The 16,293-nt window shown below is 58.0% G+C and carries 11 protein-coding genes; 2 read left to right on the forward strand and 9 right to left on the reverse strand.

Annotated elements, in window-relative coordinates:
- Window position 1: 1 nt before the first annotated feature.
- From ABEB25_RS04290 to ABEB25_RS04320, 7 genes are all read right to left on the reverse strand, one after another.
- Window positions 2-706, reverse strand: coding sequence for an ABC transporter ATP-binding protein (locus ABEB25_RS04290; protein WP_345735146.1), 705 nt, complete (start codon window positions 704-706; stop codon window positions 2-4).
- A complete protein-coding gene (locus ABEB25_RS04295) occupies window positions 703-2,031 on the reverse strand; it encodes an efflux RND transporter periplasmic adaptor subunit (RefSeq protein WP_345735147.1) in 1,329 nt (442 codons plus the stop codon). Before ABEB25_RS04295 ends, ABEB25_RS04290 begins: the two co-directional genes overlap by 4 nt.
- Window positions 2,032-2,053: 22 nt before the next feature.
- Window positions 2,054-3,469 carry an efflux transporter outer membrane subunit gene (locus tag ABEB25_RS04300; protein WP_345735148.1) on the reverse strand — a complete coding sequence of 472 codons (1,416 nt, stop codon included), beginning with the start codon at window positions 3,467-3,469 and terminating at the stop codon, window positions 2,054-2,056.
- A gap of 265 nt (window positions 3,470-3,734) precedes the next feature.
- A complete protein-coding gene (locus ABEB25_RS04305; RefSeq protein ID WP_345735149.1) occupies window positions 3,735-4,025 on the reverse strand; it encodes a cupin domain-containing protein in 291 nt (96 codons plus the stop codon).
- Window positions 4,026-4,103: 78 nt separating this feature from the next.
- Entirely contained in the window at window positions 4,104-5,432 is a 1,329-nt protein-coding gene (locus tag ABEB25_RS04310; RefSeq protein ID WP_345735150.1) for a GntT/GntP/DsdX family permease, read from the reverse strand.
- Between the two features lie 38 nt (window positions 5,433-5,470).
- Window positions 5,471-6,088 (reverse strand): GNAT family N-acetyltransferase, encoded by a 618-nt coding sequence (locus ABEB25_RS04315; protein WP_345735151.1) that lies wholly within the window; start codon window positions 6,086-6,088, stop codon window positions 5,471-5,473.
- A 54-nt stretch (window positions 6,089-6,142) separates the two neighbouring features.
- A complete protein-coding gene (locus ABEB25_RS04320) occupies window positions 6,143-10,969 on the reverse strand; it encodes a PVC-type heme-binding CxxCH protein (protein ID WP_345735152.1) in 4,827 nt (1,608 codons plus the stop codon).
- A 198-nt stretch (window positions 10,970-11,167) separates the two neighbouring features.
- On the opposite strand from ABEB25_RS04320, the gene ABEB25_RS04325 reads away from it, so the two are divergent.
- Entirely contained in the window at window positions 11,168-12,166 is a 999-nt protein-coding gene (locus ABEB25_RS04325; RefSeq protein WP_184204329.1) for a sugar phosphate isomerase/epimerase family protein, read from the forward strand.
- Window positions 12,167-12,224: 58 nt separating this feature from the next.
- Here ABEB25_RS04325 and ABEB25_RS04330 read toward each other — a convergent pair whose 3' ends face one another.
- Window positions 12,225-13,961: a hypothetical protein gene (locus ABEB25_RS04330; RefSeq protein WP_345735153.1), complete on the reverse strand. Its 1,737-nt coding sequence runs from the start codon at window positions 13,959-13,961 to the stop codon at window positions 12,225-12,227.
- A gap of 147 nt (window positions 13,962-14,108) precedes the next feature.
- Between ABEB25_RS04330 and ABEB25_RS04335 the strand changes: the two genes are divergently transcribed.
- Complete coding sequence (locus ABEB25_RS04335) at window positions 14,109-15,317, forward strand: class I SAM-dependent RNA methyltransferase (RefSeq protein ID WP_345735154.1); 1,209 nt, start codon at window positions 14,109-14,111, stop codon at window positions 15,315-15,317.
- Between the two features lie 49 nt (window positions 15,318-15,366).
- Here the strand turns inward: ABEB25_RS04335 and ABEB25_RS04340 are convergent, their stop codons facing one another.
- The gene (locus ABEB25_RS04340; protein ID WP_345735155.1) at window positions 15,367-16,263 is read right to left on the reverse strand and encodes a metal ABC transporter solute-binding protein, Zn/Mn family; all 897 of its coding nucleotides are present in this window, start codon (window positions 16,261-16,263) and stop codon (window positions 15,367-15,369) included.
- Window positions 16,264-16,293: the final 30 nt, after the last annotated feature.

Consider the following 16,293-nt stretch of genomic DNA (forward strand, 5'->3'; position numbering starts at 1 on the left):
GTTAAGATTTCGTGCGGATGTCTGACTCGATAAGGCCATCTTTGACCCGCACGATTCGTTTGGCGTGTGTAGCCACTTCATCCTCATGGGTCACCATGAGCACGGTGATGCCCCGGTCTTCATTCAGCCGGGTCAGTAGCTCCATGATTTCATCCGTGGTGCGTGTGTCCAGGTTCCCCGTCGGTTCATCGGCAAACAGGGTGCTAGGACGGGTAACGATGGCGCGGGCAATGGCGACACGCTGCTGCTGCCCGCCGGAAAGCTCCGCCGGCGTGTTGCGCATCTTGTTAGGCAAACCCACGGAAACCAGGGCCTCCTGAGCACGCTCACGACGCTCTTTTTTGGACATGCCGCGATAGACGAGGGGCAGCTCCACATTTTCCAAGGAACTGGTGCGGGCCAAAAGATTAAACCCCTGGAAGATAAAGCCCAGGGCATGACGCCGCAGCAAAGAGCGCTGATCTGAATTCAGGTTTTCCACCGCAATATCTTGGTAGAGATAGTTGCCAGAGGTGGGGGTATCCAGGCAACCCAGGAGATTCATCAAGGTGGATTTGCCAGAGCCACTGGGACCCATGACGGCCACAAATTCACCTTTGTTGATTTGCAGATCCACACCGCGCAGCGCCTGGAAAGCGGCGTCACCTTGACCGTAAGTTTTGGTCAAACGGCGAAGTTGAATCAGGCTGGTGGCAGAGGCACTCATGGAGTCACAGGATTGGCGCGAGTGATGACCGGAAGACCTTCGGTGACACCTTCACCCGTGATTTCGGTGTGGCGTCCATCGGTGAGCCCGGTCTTTACAGTTACGGGCTGAGGCCGCCCACCCTTAAGGATCCAAATGCGGGCCTGACCGGGAACTTTTTTGGGCACGGGTTCCTGGCTCTCAGCCCCCCCTGGCCCGCCTCCACCACCCGAGCGGCGAGTCGGTCTAGGAATGAGACTTTGCACAAAAGATTTCTTCGCCTCCCCCCCCTTCGGGCTGTCCGAGGATGATTCGGGGCTAAAACGCAACGCCGCATTGGAAACGATGAGCACCTCCTTGCTTTCTGCCACATTGATGTCCGCAGTCGCCGTCATGCCCGGCCGCAGACTGAGGTCCGTATTGGTCACTTCCAACTCGGCCTCATAGGTGACTACATTGTCTGTCACGGCGGAGCCAAAGGCGACCTTCGTCACGGTGGCATTGTAGGAACGATCCGGCCAGGCATCCACGGTAAAGTTGGCTTTTTGGCCTTTGGCAACGCGTCCGATATCCGCCTCAGCGACGGCAACTTTCAGTTTCATGTGCTCCAAGTTCTCTGCGATGACAAAAAGCTCTGGAGCGGTGAAACTGGCAGCCACGGTCTGGCCGGGTTCCAGACTCCGCGTGAGAACAATGCCCTCAATGGGTGAGCGCAAAATCGCATTTTGCTGATCGCTTTCATTGGCTCTCAGTTCAGCCTCAGACTGTTCCACGGCGGCCTTAGCACTGCCGAGGTCTGCTTGTGCACGTGCCACAGCGGCGGTGGCGGTGACCATGTCCGCCTTGGATGGTGTTCTGCCCCCGCTGAGTTTGTGCAGTTCTTCGAGACGCGAGAGGCTGGCCTCGTTTTCTTTCAGGGTGGCCTCCACCTGCTTAACTTTGGCTTTGGCAGAATTCACCGCCGCGCGACTGCTGTCCGTATCCTGGTCCAAACGGCGGATGATGATCTTCGCCAGAGGCTGGTCTTTCTTCACGCGGTCATTGGTGTCTACATAAACCTCATCCGTCGTGCCGGAAAGCACACTACCAATGGTCACTTCATTGGTCGGCTCCAGATTGCCCGTGGCTGTGATGGTGAGACCGATATCCCCACGAGCGAGAGGTTCCGTCACGTAAAGGGGAGGTGGGGCGGCAGGCTCGTGAGTTTGAGCCCAAAGAAAATAAGCAGCGTAGGCGATGGCGGCAGATCCGGCGATCCAGGCCATCCAGCCTAGCCAACTGCGCTTCTTCTTGCTGCCGATCAGCTCGCTTAAATCAACGGGGGGGGTGGCTGATTGTGATTCCATAATGAGGGGGGATGAAATGAAACTAACCCTGGCGCGACCAGCCGCCGCCGAGGGCTTTGTAGAGCTGTATGTGGGCACTGGCGCGATCTCCCTGGGTGAGGGTTTGCTGCTCTTCCAGGCTCAAAAGCGTGCGTTGTGCGTCTAGCACTTGCAGGAGATCGATTTGCCCGGCTTCATAACTCTGCGCGGCCAGGGTGGCTGCCTCTTTGGCAGAGGTCACCGCGCCATCCAGCGTGCGTAGCCGCTCGCTGCTACGGCTCACGGCGATGAGGGCATTCTCCACTTCAGACAAGGCCTGCAGCACGGTGGACTCATAAGCGATGAGCGCCTGCTTTTCCTGGGCACTCTGGACATTGATGGTCTGCCGAATGCGCCCCGCATTGAAGATGGGGGCAGAGAGATTTCCCAGCAGGCTCGCAGCGGCGACTTCAGGAGAGAGCAGACTGCCCGCCTTCAGAGCATCGACGCCCAAAGAGCCGCTGAGAGTGAAGGTGGGGTAGCGCTCCTTTTCGGCCGATTTCGTGCGTGCCACGGCGGCCTCCACACCACGCTCCGCCGCACGCACATCTGGCCGCTGGCGCAGCGTGTCTGCAGGGATGCCCAGAGCCAGAACGGCTGCAGGCACGGGTACGCGGCGGGGTGGAGCCAGTAGGGCATTGAGCGCGCCGGGGGTCTTGCCAGACAGCAAGGCGAGGCGGTTTTGAGTCTGCTCGATCGTCTGCTTCAAGCTGGGCAGGGTGGCGCGTGCCTGCTCCAGGGTACTGGCGGCCTGTTGGGTTTCAAAGGTGGTGCTTTCGCCTGCCTGCTCACGCCAGCGGGTGATCTGGACGGTATCCCCACGGGTGGAGAGATTTCGTTGATACACTTCCAGTTGGGCCTGGGCGGTGCGGAGGTCCACATAAGCCTCGGCCACTTCGGCGGCTAAAGTCACCTGGGCAGCGTGGTAGTTTTCAGTCGCCTGGGCGAGGTCTGCGGAGGCCGCGTTGACGTTTTGACGCAGCTTACCAAATAGATCTACCTCCCAACTCATGTCCACACTGGCACTGTAGCTTTCACTCGTGGAAAGGCCCGTCAGCTTGCTATCACTGCGTTCGCCACGGCCTGTGCTGCCAGTAGTGATCGAGGGGAAAAGCGTGGCTTTTTCCACCCCACGCCGGGCCCGCGATTCGTCGATCCGTGCTAAGGCTGTGCGCACATCAGGGCTGGACTGCAAAGCCTGAGCAAGCACTTGATTAAGGATTGGATCATTCAACTTACGCCACCACTGTGTCAGGCCTGCGGTATCCAGTGGAACCACACCAGATTTTTTTCCCTTCCATGCGGCAGGGATAGCGAGGTCACTCTCATGCCGTGAAACGGAAGTGCAGCCCCCCATCAGCACTGCTAGAGCCAATCCAGTCAGGCCGATGAGGGGGCGGGGGGGGTTGGTGATTTTCATGAAACGCTGGGTCAGAGGTCTGCTCCCGTCCGCACATTCCTCCGACAACCTTTAGAAAAGGTTAAGGCACACAAAAAAAATGAGAGAAAGATACCGAACCCCTTTCTCATGCGTGAGTCAGGGGACGAGAGATCGTTATTTCCTGGCGCAATGAATCGGATCTCTAGGGCTGATCGGCTCCATGATCCCGCCTTAAAGACGACACGAGATGAGACGAAATAACCTCAATGCTTTGAATGCCGAGGGGCTTAGCAGCCACATTTCATCAGGCAGCTTTGGGTTTCAGCAGCAACATCACATCCGCCTCGCTTGTGGTCAGAAGTCGCAGGGGGCTGGCATGGGGTACTTCCACCTGATCCCCCGCCTGCAACTGATGCATACTACCAGCGATGCGCGCACTGGCCTCCCCGAACGTGAGGATGACGGTAGCATCCTGGGGAAAACAGGCCTCAAAGGAGAGGCAGCCAGATTTCAGGCCCAACAGATGTGCCTGTACACAGTCGTTCTGGAACAGGCAGCGGTGGGCGTGGTCGCCAAAATCAAGGGTCCGTCTCATGCGCCGGACATCGCTCTTTCTTGCGCTGGATGCTGTGGCGCAAATGCCCGGCTTTGATGGTGAAATGATGCCCTATTATTAAAAGACCATGTCCAGACCCCAGGCGACAAATAGACCGGTGATGCCCACCAGTGTTTCCGTCACCGTCCAAGTGCGTAGGGTCTGGCCCACGGTCATGCCGAGAGTCTCCTTCACGATCCAGAAACCAGCATCGTTGAGATGCGAAAGGAAAAGAGAGCCACAGCCGATACCAACGACGACGAGCTCAGGGTTCACATTCGGGTTGCCGATGACCAAGGGAGCCACCAGACCACTAGCAGCCGTGATGGCCACTGTGGCAGACCCAGTCGCCACACGCACGAGGGCGGCACAGACCCAGCCAAAAACAAGCGGCGGCAGATGCGCTGCCGAGGCCATCTGGCCGATGGCATCCGCCGCGCCACAATCCCTGAGCACGCGATTGAAACCACCCCCACCACCGACAACGAGCAAGGTCATGCCCACGGCTGCGATGGCTTTTTCACCGATCTTGAGCGCCTCGGTTTTGCTGAAGCGAAAGACGATGCCCGCAAAGATCACCGAGATGCCGAGAGCCAAGGTGGGATTTCCAATCACCGTGGTGACACCTCTCACGGGATGATCTTTGGTAAAGAAAAGCTCGGCAATCGTCTGGCTGAGCAGCAGTAAGATGGGCAGAGCCAAAACGGCGCTGGTGATAAAAAGGGAAGGCTTTGCACGCGCTGCCAAAATAGGGTCCACGGGAGGAGGCTCGGGTGTCTCCACATGCACGTGTTTCACGGCCCAGCGAGCAAAGATAGGCCCCGAGATGGCGGCCACAGGAACGGCCGCGAGTAAGCCCCACAGGAGCACTTTGCCGAGATCTGCGCCCAGGGCATCCAGCGCCACGACGGGTCCAGGATGCGGAGGCATGACGCCATGCATGATGGACAGCACCGCCAGCATGGGAATGGCTAGCTTTAAAAAGGGTTCCTTCGTCTCGCGTGCTAAGGTCACCAGGATGGGCACCAGCATCACCAAACCCACGGCGAACCAAGTGGTGAGGCCGATGCAAAGGGCGAGCACCATCAGACACCAATGGACGCGCTTCGGGCCAAAAAGACGGATCAATTCCTTCGCCAATACTTCTGCCCCACCTGAGGCCGCCAGAAGGCCGCCGAGGATGGTCCCCAGACCCAGAACACCTGCAATGCCACCCAGCGTGGCACCCATGCCGTCCTGAAAGGAAGTCATCGCCTTGGCAGGCCCCATGCCGGAGCCGAGACCGATCACCAAGCCTGCCATCAGGAGGGCCAAGAAGGCATTCATGCGCAGCCATGCGATGAGAACAATCAGCACCGCGACGGCGCCAGCAGAGAGATACAGCAGGTGGATGGATTCAGGAGTCACAGCGAAAAAAGACAGAAAGACAGAAACGCGCCAGATGGTCAATCCTTCAGCACGTTTTCCTCATTCATCCAGGCCCGCACCTGAGTCAAACGAGCCCGCAAGCTGCTGCCTGCCGAGTTATCCTCCAGCAAAGATTCGTCCAATACCAACGTGGTGAGCCAGTGGCGCGGGGCCTCCTGCTCCGTAGCCCCGAGCGCATCCCACCAAGCACGCATGGCGACGTTTTCATGCAGCACATGCCCCACCAAACGCGTGATGCCAAGACTGACCGCATGCTCCCAAAGCACAGCCAGCAACAAAGTAGCCACGCCACGTCCCTGGAATTCATCGGCCACGGTAAAGGAAACTTCGGCGGCGGTGGCATCCTCTTTCAATCGCCAAAAGGAGGCCCCGCCCACGCCGGGGATGTCATCGCGAGTCTGGTGCCGAGCCACCCAGGCGACATGGTCTTTCTGATCAGGCGAGCAGATCTCCTCAATAAGGCGGGGGTTTAATTCGCGAACGCGCGTCCAAAAACGAAAGTACCGAGACTCCGGCGAAAGACGACGAAAGGCCTCCGTGATGAAATCACGATCCTCTGGCCGGATGGAACGCACACACAGGGGTGTGCCATCCGCCAGGGAAAAGCTGAGTTCGCGCTCGGGGTCAAAGGCCATGCATCATCCTGTCCCACAGGAAAGGATTTCTCAAGATGATGCAAGACAGGATCGCTACTTACCAGACGCCCATTTCACGGCATTCGTCAGCAGTTTCTGGAAAGCCTCCATGTCATGAACACGTTGGTCATGCCCCAGCGCAATGCCCACCACTTTCGCCGTCGGATGCTTCGTGATCCAGATGCTAGGATGCGGTTTGTTGAATTTGTTGCTGGGGCTGGTCTCTGCCAGCACTTCGATGGCAGCGGTGCCTGCGGGGATTTTCTCAGGCTCCGCATTCATGTAATACAATTCGTCCTCCACCGTAAAGCTGGCGGGCACTCCTTCCATGATGGGGTGTTCCTTTACCGTCTTCACTTCGAAAGGATGAATCTTGTCGTGCCCCCGTGAGCCACCTCCGACGATCTGCGCGTTCAATTCAGGCCAGCCCGTGAAACCATACCACGTGCCGGGGTGCAGCATGATGATGCCCTTCCCTGCGGCGGCAAAGTCCATGAGGGCTTTGCGATAAGCCGCTGTATCAAAGAACTTCCGGTTCACACTGACGACAGCCACGTCCGCCTGGGGCAGCTCGCTGGCGGCCTGATCCCGATCTTCCGTGTAGTGGACGCTATAGCCGGCGGTCTTCAACGTGGCCACATCCGTGCTGCCGAAGAAGGTGGCGAAGTTGTGTGAGGAGCCTCCGCCAATGACCAGGACCTTGGTCTTGCCCGCTTCCCACTGGGGAGGAGTGGCAGGGACGAGGGGACCATCACCTTTACCGCCTTCTTTGGGTTCCATTTGAGCGTTGTCTTTACGGCCACCTGAGGCATTCGCAGGCGCGGGGCCTTTGCCCTCGATGTCTGCCGTAATGGCGACGATGACAGGCGCGGTGGGATTGCGTTCGGGGCTCTCCAGGAGGAGCGTTTTAGCCACGCCTTTTTTGGTGAGGTCCATGGAGATCAAACGCATCTGCTGTCCTTGGGTGATGCCTTCCACAAAGTTAGACCCCGGCACTTCCACATTCCGAACATAGTCAGAAAAATGGACGCCATTGAGGAAGGTGAATTCCTCTTTCTCACCACTGTCGTAGATCACCGTGGCTTTGAGCACAGGCACCTCATTCTTCACAGCGGGGAAACCCCACCCGGCGATGCCGCTGAGCAACTGGAGACGTTTGGTTGCGACATGAATGGGCACCTCCACCTTGGCTGGGAACGTCGCACTCTGACTCTTGGGTGGGCCACCTTTCAGCACGATGAGGTTCGCTCCCGTGGCGCTTTTCGCGGCATCTTGGATGAAGAAAGGCACCTGATTCACCTGCACATTGCCCAGCTTCGCCAGGCGCACCTGCCCCTGATTGGCTGCCGGCCCTGCAAAGACCCCTTCGCGGCTATCGGCGGTATAAGCCTCAGCGAGGTTTAAGATGCGATAGTGCTTGGACGCATCGCCACAGATAAAGGCGAGGATGTCACGCAAAGCCTCCGGCCCCAAGGCATCCAGACCCTCCGGCATCAAACTCCGGCGGGTGTTTTCGCGCTTATCAATTTCTGCCTTGGCGACCTCGCGTTTGCCCACCTGCGTGGCCAGAGTCACGGTAGCGGTGTTTTCGCTGGTGATCACGCCTTGGAGGGCTTCGCCCTTTTTCGTGGTGATGTTGAAGGCCCAGAAACTGGGGTCCACTTCACGGTTTGGATCCACGATGTGAATCAGCAATTCCGCCGGGCCATGAGCGCCCATGCCATCCAGCGGCGGACCCACGGCCACGCCAATGTCTCCTAGCTTGTGACACACCGCGCAGGCGGCGCTGAAGAGCATCTTGCCATTGGCCACATTACCCGGCTTTTCCACCTCGGGGATCAGCTTGGCGATGATCGCATCCTTCGCGGTGTTGTTGATTTTAAACAATTCGTTAGCCGTGCGGGCGATCGGCTTGTTCGGGTGCGACCGCAGACGAGCGACATCGCCCGGAGCAAAGAGAGCCCGATCCAACTGGCCCTCTTTGACAGCGGCCAGCAGAGCACTGGTAGCATCGGCACGTTTAAGGATGGCTTCGAAGGCTTTATTTTGGAGCCCCGCTTTGAGGCGGCTCATTGCAGGCACCAGGTCAAGCACCTGCCCGCTATCATCCATGGCAGCGATGATGGCAGATTGCAGCGCTTCGGGAGAGTCAGGAGCGGCTAAAGCTTGGACGACAGAACCGCTGGCCTCGCCACCGACAGAAATGAGTGCCTTGGCAGCATTGATGCGTGCCTCAACAGGTGCAGCCTTGTCAGACAGCGTCGTGGTGAATTGACCGAGTTGAGCTTTCACCTCTGCGGCCAGCGCCCTGTCTTTGTCCCATTTCGTGATCAATGGCAACGTAGCGGCGGCAAGCGAAGGTTGGGCGAGGAGCTTATTCAGCGAAGCTGTAAGCTCTGGGGTAAACTTAGGAGCTTCATTGACCTGCTGGGAGATGCCACGCAGGAGAGTAATTTTCAAAGCATCCACAGCGGAGTCAGTAGAGGCACATGCAGTGATGAGTTGGGCAGCGCCCGCAGGCAAAGAAGAAGGCAGTAGCGCGGCTACAAAAGAATCTAGCTTACCTGCCAGCGGACTGATCAAAGCAGCCTCGACACAGAACTGTGCCTGCGAACCACAGGCCGCGATGATGGCCGAACGAGTCCAGTCATCTTGAGCGCCAGCGAAGTCTTTGAGCACTTGCTGGCGGCCAGTGTCACTCTGCACAGCCTGTTGAGCGGCCTCGTAGGTTTTCAGGGCAGCACTGCCCTGGGTGCCATTCGAGTTTGTCGAAACGTGGGCAGCGACTTGCTTCGCCTGCTTGTGCTGAACTTTCCAGATACGGCCATAATAGTGGTCGCGGTCAGGACGCACAGCGGCATTGGCCGGGCCGTGTGTGGGGCCACGGGTGTCATTGTGAATGATGGCTTGGTTGCAGAAGTCCACCACGTAGAGCGCACCATCCGGACCGACACGGACCTCGATGGGGCGGAACCAGAGATTGCTGCTGCGGATGAATTCGGTCTGCTCGCGACCAGGTTCGCGTTTGGCTTTGTAAGTGACGCCATCCGGCTCCACCATGAAGTGGCTGACGATGTTTAGCGTGGGTTCTGTGGTGAAGTAGCCATAGTTCCATTTCTGCGGCCAGGCACCACCTTCATAGATGGCGCAGCCTGCGGCGGCGGTGTAGCTGCCCACCTGGTCAATCTGCACATAGGCCTGCTGCTCCCAGTGCATGGCAGGATAGGTGGGCTCCTTCGGCAACATGGCGTTTGTGCCGACAACGCCGGGCAGCTTACCTTTAGCCAAAACATACTCAGGCAGCACCACGTGGATGAAGTGATTGCCACTGGTAGGCTGGGTATAAAAAACCTGGCCATCGGTGGTGATGTCGAGGCCCCAAGTATTGCCGCCGCGTGAGGCGTATTGCTCGATGGCGCTGCCATCCGGCTTGAAGCGTACCACGCCGGCACCGATGGGGCCGAAGCCTTTGCTGCCATCGCCCGATTTTGCATCTTCCGTGCTGGAATAACCATGAGTGGCATACACCCAGCCGTCCATGCCCCAGCGCATGTTGTTGATCACCGCATGGGTATCACGATTGCCCAGGTTGGTGTAAATCTTGGTGCGTTTATCGGCCTTGTCATCCCCATCCGTGTCTTCAAAGAACCAAATGTCTGGAGCGGCACAGACGATGATGCCATTCTTGTAAAACACGCTGCTGGTAGCCAGTTCGATCTTCTCGGCAAAGACGGTCTTTTTGTCCATCACACCGTCGCCATCGCTGTCTGAAAGAATGGACACACGATCAAGCGGTTCACGCTCATACTGGCCGGGCTTGATGGAGCCGGAGTCCTTCCAGGCATCCACATTCGCCTGACGCAGACCGTTGGGATACTCCGGTGTCTCCACCACCCACAGACGGCCTTTATCATCCCAGTCAATGTTCATGGGCTTATTGATCAGCGGCTCGGCGGCGACCAGGGTCAGGTCAAATTCTGGGTGTATTTCGAGCTGCTTCGGCATCTCCTGCGGGCGCGGCACGCCGCCTTCGGCGTAACGCAGCGCATCGCCCAGTTCCTCCGGCTTGCAGAGTTCGTCCACGTTCTCCCGTTTCCCTGCCCAGGCGATGCCGCGCAGGATGGCGGTCTTGATGCCGACATGGGAAAAGTTTTTGTACCAGTGGCCGGGAATACAGGTGAAAGCGCGGTAGTTTTCTTTCTCGTAAGTCCACATCTGCGGCTGGATGTCGTAGATGTTCACGGCTTTCTTTTTGGCGACGGCCTCGGCAGCACGCTGCTGGGCCTCCTTGTTGCCTTTGCCTCCCGTGTCTGCGGCTTTAGGGGTGTAGGCGGCGGCGAGGATCTTGGCCTCGGGCAGCATGTCCATGTCATAGTAGATCTCGTCATCCAGATCAAAGTTCGAGATGTCCTTCGTGATGGGGTTTTCGTGATCGGTGAAGTAGAGGCTCATGGGCGCCTCCAGCCACTTGGTGCGGCTAAAGTTCCAGGACCCTCCGATGATCGTCTTGAACCAATCATGATCGCGGGAAACGGCCGCCGCATGGATGACCACGAGGCCACCACCTCGCTTCAAGAATTCCATGAGGTTCTTGCGTTCCTCGCCGATTTTGATGTTTCCGGCCTCCTGGGCGTGAAGGATGAGCACATCCGTTTTATCCAGTTGCTCCTTGGTGGGAAATTCCAGCCCACCATCGGCCTGCGCTCCGCGCTCGTTCAGCAGGGGCACCCAGTCTTTGAGAAATTGGGGGAAATCATGGGCCCCAGGGGCATGTGACTTTTTACCCGCGCGGATAAAAACCCGCAAAGGCTCAGCCGCAGAAGCAATCTGCGAAAGGCTGAAAGAGGAAAGAAAGGCGGCGGCCAGGATGAGACGCTTCATGGTTGTGAATGGATGCTAGGCGATATCAACGGCCCGAGGGAAGCCTATTCTAGCCACGGGGGACTATCGGGAATGCACATGGCGGAAAGCGCCCCCAGGTGACATTTCGATTGCCAAGGTGCCCTGGCTAAAGAGAATCGGCGCACGTCGTTTTTCCCGACCCCCATCCCTAAACCAAACCCAAACCTACCAATTCCTATGGGCAGACCCGTCACCCTCTTCACCGGCCAGTGGGCCGATCTCTCCTTTGACACCATGCTGCAGAAGGCCAAGGCCTTTGGGTATGATGGTGTCGAGCTCGCCTGCTGGGGCGACCACTTCGAAGTCGCCAAGGCGGATCAGGCCTACTGCGATGCCAAACGCGCCGCGCTGAAAGCCGCCGGCCTCCAGTGCCACGCCATCTCCACCCACCTTGTGGGCCAGGCCGTGTGCGACAACATTGATCCCCGCCACGCCCAGATCCTGCCTCCCCACATTTATGGCGATGGTGAACCGGAAGGCGTGCGCCAGCGCGCGGCAGAAGAAATCATCAAGACCGCCCATGCCGCCAAGCGTTTCGGCGTGAATGTCGTGAACGGCTTCACGGGCAGCTCCATCTGGCATCTGGTGTATTCTTTCCCGCCGAACCTGCCAGGCCAGATCGACGCAGGTTATGCCGACTTTGCCAAACGCTGGATCCCCATCTTCGATGAATTCCAGAAGCTGGGCGTGCGCTTCGCCCTCGAAGTCCACCCAACGGAAATCGCCTTCGACATCGCCAGTGCCGAGCGTGCCCTCCAGGCCGTGGATTACCATCCGGCCTTCGGTTTCAACTATGACCCGAGCCACTTCGGCTACCAGGGCGTGGACTATGTGAAGTTCCTCTACAAGTTCAGCGACCGCATCTATCACGTACACATGAAGGACGTGGCCTGGAACCTGGGCGTGGACGCAGGCGTCTTCGGAGGTCATGTGGACTTCCACAAGCCTAGCCGCTACTGGGACTTCAAGTCCGTGGGCCGTGGCAACATCAACTTCGAGAAGATCATCCGCGCGCTGAATGACATCAGCTACGGTGGTCCTCTCAGTGTCGAGTGGGAAGACGGCGCGATGGACCGCGAGTTCGGAGCCACTGAATCTGCCGCTTTCGTGAAGAAACTCGACTTCCCGCCGTCGAAGATCATCTTCGATGCGCAGTTCGCCGAGAACAGCAAGTAAGCCCTATCTATCGAAAACCGGAAGGTGCCCTGCACCTTCCGGTTTTTTATTGGGGGGCCTAACCGCCACTCTTCAATGCCGCAATGGCAGCCACCATAGCACGCGCGAAAATGTAGTTTTGCAGGGGCCGTTTGCGCAGGGACTCCACCTGCTGCGCCCAGGTCTGCTCCAGGTCGGCTGTGGCTGCCGGTGTGAGGGCGGAGACAGCCTCGGTAAGTTTGACGGTCATCGCATCAATGTCGCGGCGGATCTGAATGTCATCCAGCCCTCCTGCAAAACGGCGCTTGAAATCCTGGGCCAGCTTTTGAGCCGCAGGTTTGTCTCCCCGGTTCAGCAGAGAAAGCAGACGGGCGTACTCTTCATAGGAGACGGAATTCCGACGCTGGCTGAGAGATGAATATTTGACCGCTTCGTCCCATTTTTGAAGCGCCACACAGGCGAGGGCAAGTTTGTAGGTGTCGAAGTTGTAGTTGGGATTCTTTTTCGTCCACTCATCCTGCCGCTGCATCGCCAGGGCGACACTGGTGGCCGCTTCGATGGGCTGGTTTTGCGCCATTTGGCAAGCCGCCAGATCCAGGAGAGACTCAATGACATACCCATTAAAGTTCGCCGCCTCAGCGCGCTTTTGATTGTCCCCAAATTGCTTTGCTGCCTGGGGGTAATTGCGAAGGCCGAATTCAGCGGCCCCCAAAGCTTTGTAAAACGCATACGGAATGCGGGCATCGCCCCCCTCTGGAGGCAGGTGTGGAAAGACCTCCGCTAGGGTCACCTTGGCCGACGCAAAGTCGCCTCTCTCGGCCTGACTTTCGGCCAGATCGGTGCCTATCTCCAAGAGCTTGGCCTTGTCCTGAGCGAAGTTAGCCTTGGTCGCGGCGTAGGCCCGGGCATGCCAGTCGGCAGCTCGGTCAAAGCTCAGGGCATAACCGCGCAGCTTGCCGATTTCATTATAGGCATAGGTCACCTGCTCGGAGGCCTCGCCATAAATGTTAGCGGCATTGTAGAGGGCGTATTGCTCCTGGGCATGGGCCATGGATTCCTGCCTAGCCAACAAAAGAGAGCGAGTGAAATGGGCTGAGCGCAGGGCGAAGTCCGTGAGCTTACTGCGAAGAAAAGGCCGAAACACCCCGGCAGCCTGCGTGCGAACCCCGCTGCCCAAATGCCTCCCACCGAGGTACCAGCCCCCCGCCCGCTGCCGAGAGAGAACAGCAAATCCAGCCCCCTTCTCTGGCAGTTTGAGCCCCAGCCCATGGGGAGAAAAAGCGAAGCCCTCATTGGTGGCAAAGGGCGCACCGCTCTCATCCAACACCTCCATTTTTGCGGCATGTAGACGTGCTTTTTTCCAGTAGGGATGGTCCTTGAAGGTGACTTCCAAAGGCGCATCTGCGGCGGTGGCAGGCAGCTTCACTCCTGCAATTGCGCCGGGGATGTCGAATTCGCTCATCTCTGACATATTCGCGATCACAAAACTCTGAAGGTCATCGGAAAACGAGAAGAGCACCACGCCTCCGTTGTTAAATCCCACCCGGATCAGGCCGGGTTCTGGATGCGTGACGTTTTTGAGGGTGCCGGTGATTTTTCCGTCGGAACTGAGAATCTCAATTTTGTCCGCCCCAAAACGCAGTCGCGGGTAACTGGTGAAGGAGCATTCCCAGTCCGCATTGTTGAGGGCCGTCAAAAAACTTTCTGTACTTTGGAAAGCGGGATTGGCCCCCTGACCTTCGGCAGGAAGAAAAGCCCCCAGGCAGGCCGTCATAACAGCCACACGAAGGATCAAGGAATAAAATGAAAGTTTCATTGGTTAGGCCAGGGCCACGAGGATTAATCCGTGAACGTAAAGATTCTGACGCGTTTTCGTCAATCCCTAAACTCCCCTGCCTTCCCCTATCCACATCTGATCTCACCCCTCATTTGACCTGCCCGCCGCCTCTGCTACAGGGTAACGATGGTCCCACGCAAGTTTGTCGCCCACCCTTTCGCCTATCACCAGGAGCTCGATGTCCGCATCGATAACCTGACCAATGAGGGCAGCGGAGTCGCGCGTGTGGATGGCTGGGTCGTCTTTGTCCCATTTGCCCTGCCTGGGGAGTTAGTGCGCTGCCGCATCTACCGCAATCACAAGAACTACAGCAATGCCGACTTGGTAGAAGTGCTGGAGCCTTCCAGCGAGCGCGTGGCTGCCCCCTGCCCTCTTTTTGGCACCTGTGGCGGCTGCCAGTACCAGCACCTCGATTACGCGAAACAGATCGAATGGAAACGGCGGCAGGTGGAAGAGTTGCTGAAGCACATGGCGAAGATTGAGCACCCGGTGCTGCCTGTGATTGCCTCGCCCAAGCAATACGAATACCGCTCCAAAATCACCCCGCATTTTCACAAACCGAAGGCGGGAGAAATCGGGGCCATTGGCTTTCTGCGCGTGGGAACTCGCAATGCGATGGTGGATGTGGAGCAGTGCCCCATCGCCATGCGCCAGCTCAATGAACAACTCACCGTCGTTCGTGCAGAAGCTCGGGCCAATCAGGAGGCGTTTAAAAACGGAGCCACACTCCTGATGCGAGCTGCCGTGAATGGCGTGCTGACGAAAGCGGACCAAATCGCCATCGAACAGGTGGGCGACGTGAAGTTCGAATTCCAGGCAGGCGACTTCTTCCAAAACAATCCCTTCATCCTGGCTGACTTCGTGGGTTACGCCGTGGATGAAGCCAAATCAGCGGGAGCTCAGTACCTAGTGGATGCCTACTGTGGCAGCGGCCTTTTTGGCATCAGTGCCGCCCGTCATTTCCAGGAAGTCATCGGCGTGGAACTTTCCGAGAGTGCTGTCCGCAAAGCCGCCCATAACGCTGAAATCAATGGCCTCACCAACTGCCGCTTCCTGGCAGCAGATGCTCGCGAAATCTTCAAAGAAGTGCCGCACGCCGGCAAGGAAACCGTGGTCATCATTGACCCTCCACGAGCCGGCTGTAGTGAAGAGTTCCTGCAGCAGCTTTTTGCCTTCGATCCCAAGCGCGTGGTTTACATCTCCTGCAATCCCGCCACCCAGATGCGCGATCTCGTGCTCTTCACGGAAGCAGGATTCAAGCTGGAAAAGGTCCAGCCCTTTGATCTCTTCCCCCAGACCAAGCACCTGGAGTGTGTGATGACGCTGAGCCGTTGATCCACCCTCCCCACCTGGCACTTCGTTAGGTGGGGATTTGTGCTGGCTCTTATTGAGGAACCAACGCCGCCACGATAACCCGAACGTTGTGGGCCAGCATGGTCTCAAAGGTATGGGCATGGAGAGAGGTGCCATCAGCCACCAAGGCTTCGCCCGTCTTCACCCCAGTGCTGCGCACGATTTCGGAAAGCACTTTAGGGTTGGCTTGGTCTTCTGGAAACACCGCCTTGATCTTGTTGTCACGGATCGCCTGGATCGTCTGCGCGATGTATTGGGCCGAGATGTCATCACTGCGGCCGATGCCCAGCATGGGGATGGTCTTAAATCCATACTCCTTGCAAAAATAGCCGAAAGCAGCATGCGCGGTCACCAGCTTGCGATCCCCGCGAGGAATGCGCGAAATCTCCTTTTGCGCCCAACTCTTGAGCTGCATGAACTTCTCTCCTGCGGCCTTGGCCCCGGCCTCATAGGCCGCTTCATTGGCAGGATCCACTGCACTCAGTTCACTGGCGATGACACGGGCGGCCCGCTTCATGTTTTCGGCACTGTGCCACCAGTGAGGGTCCACGCTGCTTTTGGCATGGGCCGGGCAGCACACAAAGATTTCATTCTTGGGATCCAGCAGCAAGGAAGGGATCGGCCGGCCCACCTCCACGATTTTCACCCCGCTGCCCACGCTGTCCCGCAGCTTGTCCAGGTAAGTCTCCAAATGCTTACCGCAGGCCAACACCAGCGGGGCCCCGCGCATGGAGGCGATATCACGCGCAGACGGTTCAAAATGATGGATGTCACCTCCCGCTTTCATCACCTCCACCACTTCCACATGAGGGCCGCCCACCTGCCGGGCCACATCCGCCAAAATAGGGTGAAGCGTGGCCACCTTCACAGCAGCCGAGGCACTGAGCCCCCAGGACAGCAGAAAAAAGAGAGAGAGGAAAGTTTTCATATTGGAGGAAGGAAATGGAGGCACCTTGCC

Source organism: Prosthecobacter algae, from assembly GCF_039542385.1.
GTDB classification, from domain to species: Bacteria; Verrucomicrobiota; Verrucomicrobiia; order Verrucomicrobiales; family Verrucomicrobiaceae; genus Prosthecobacter; species Prosthecobacter algae.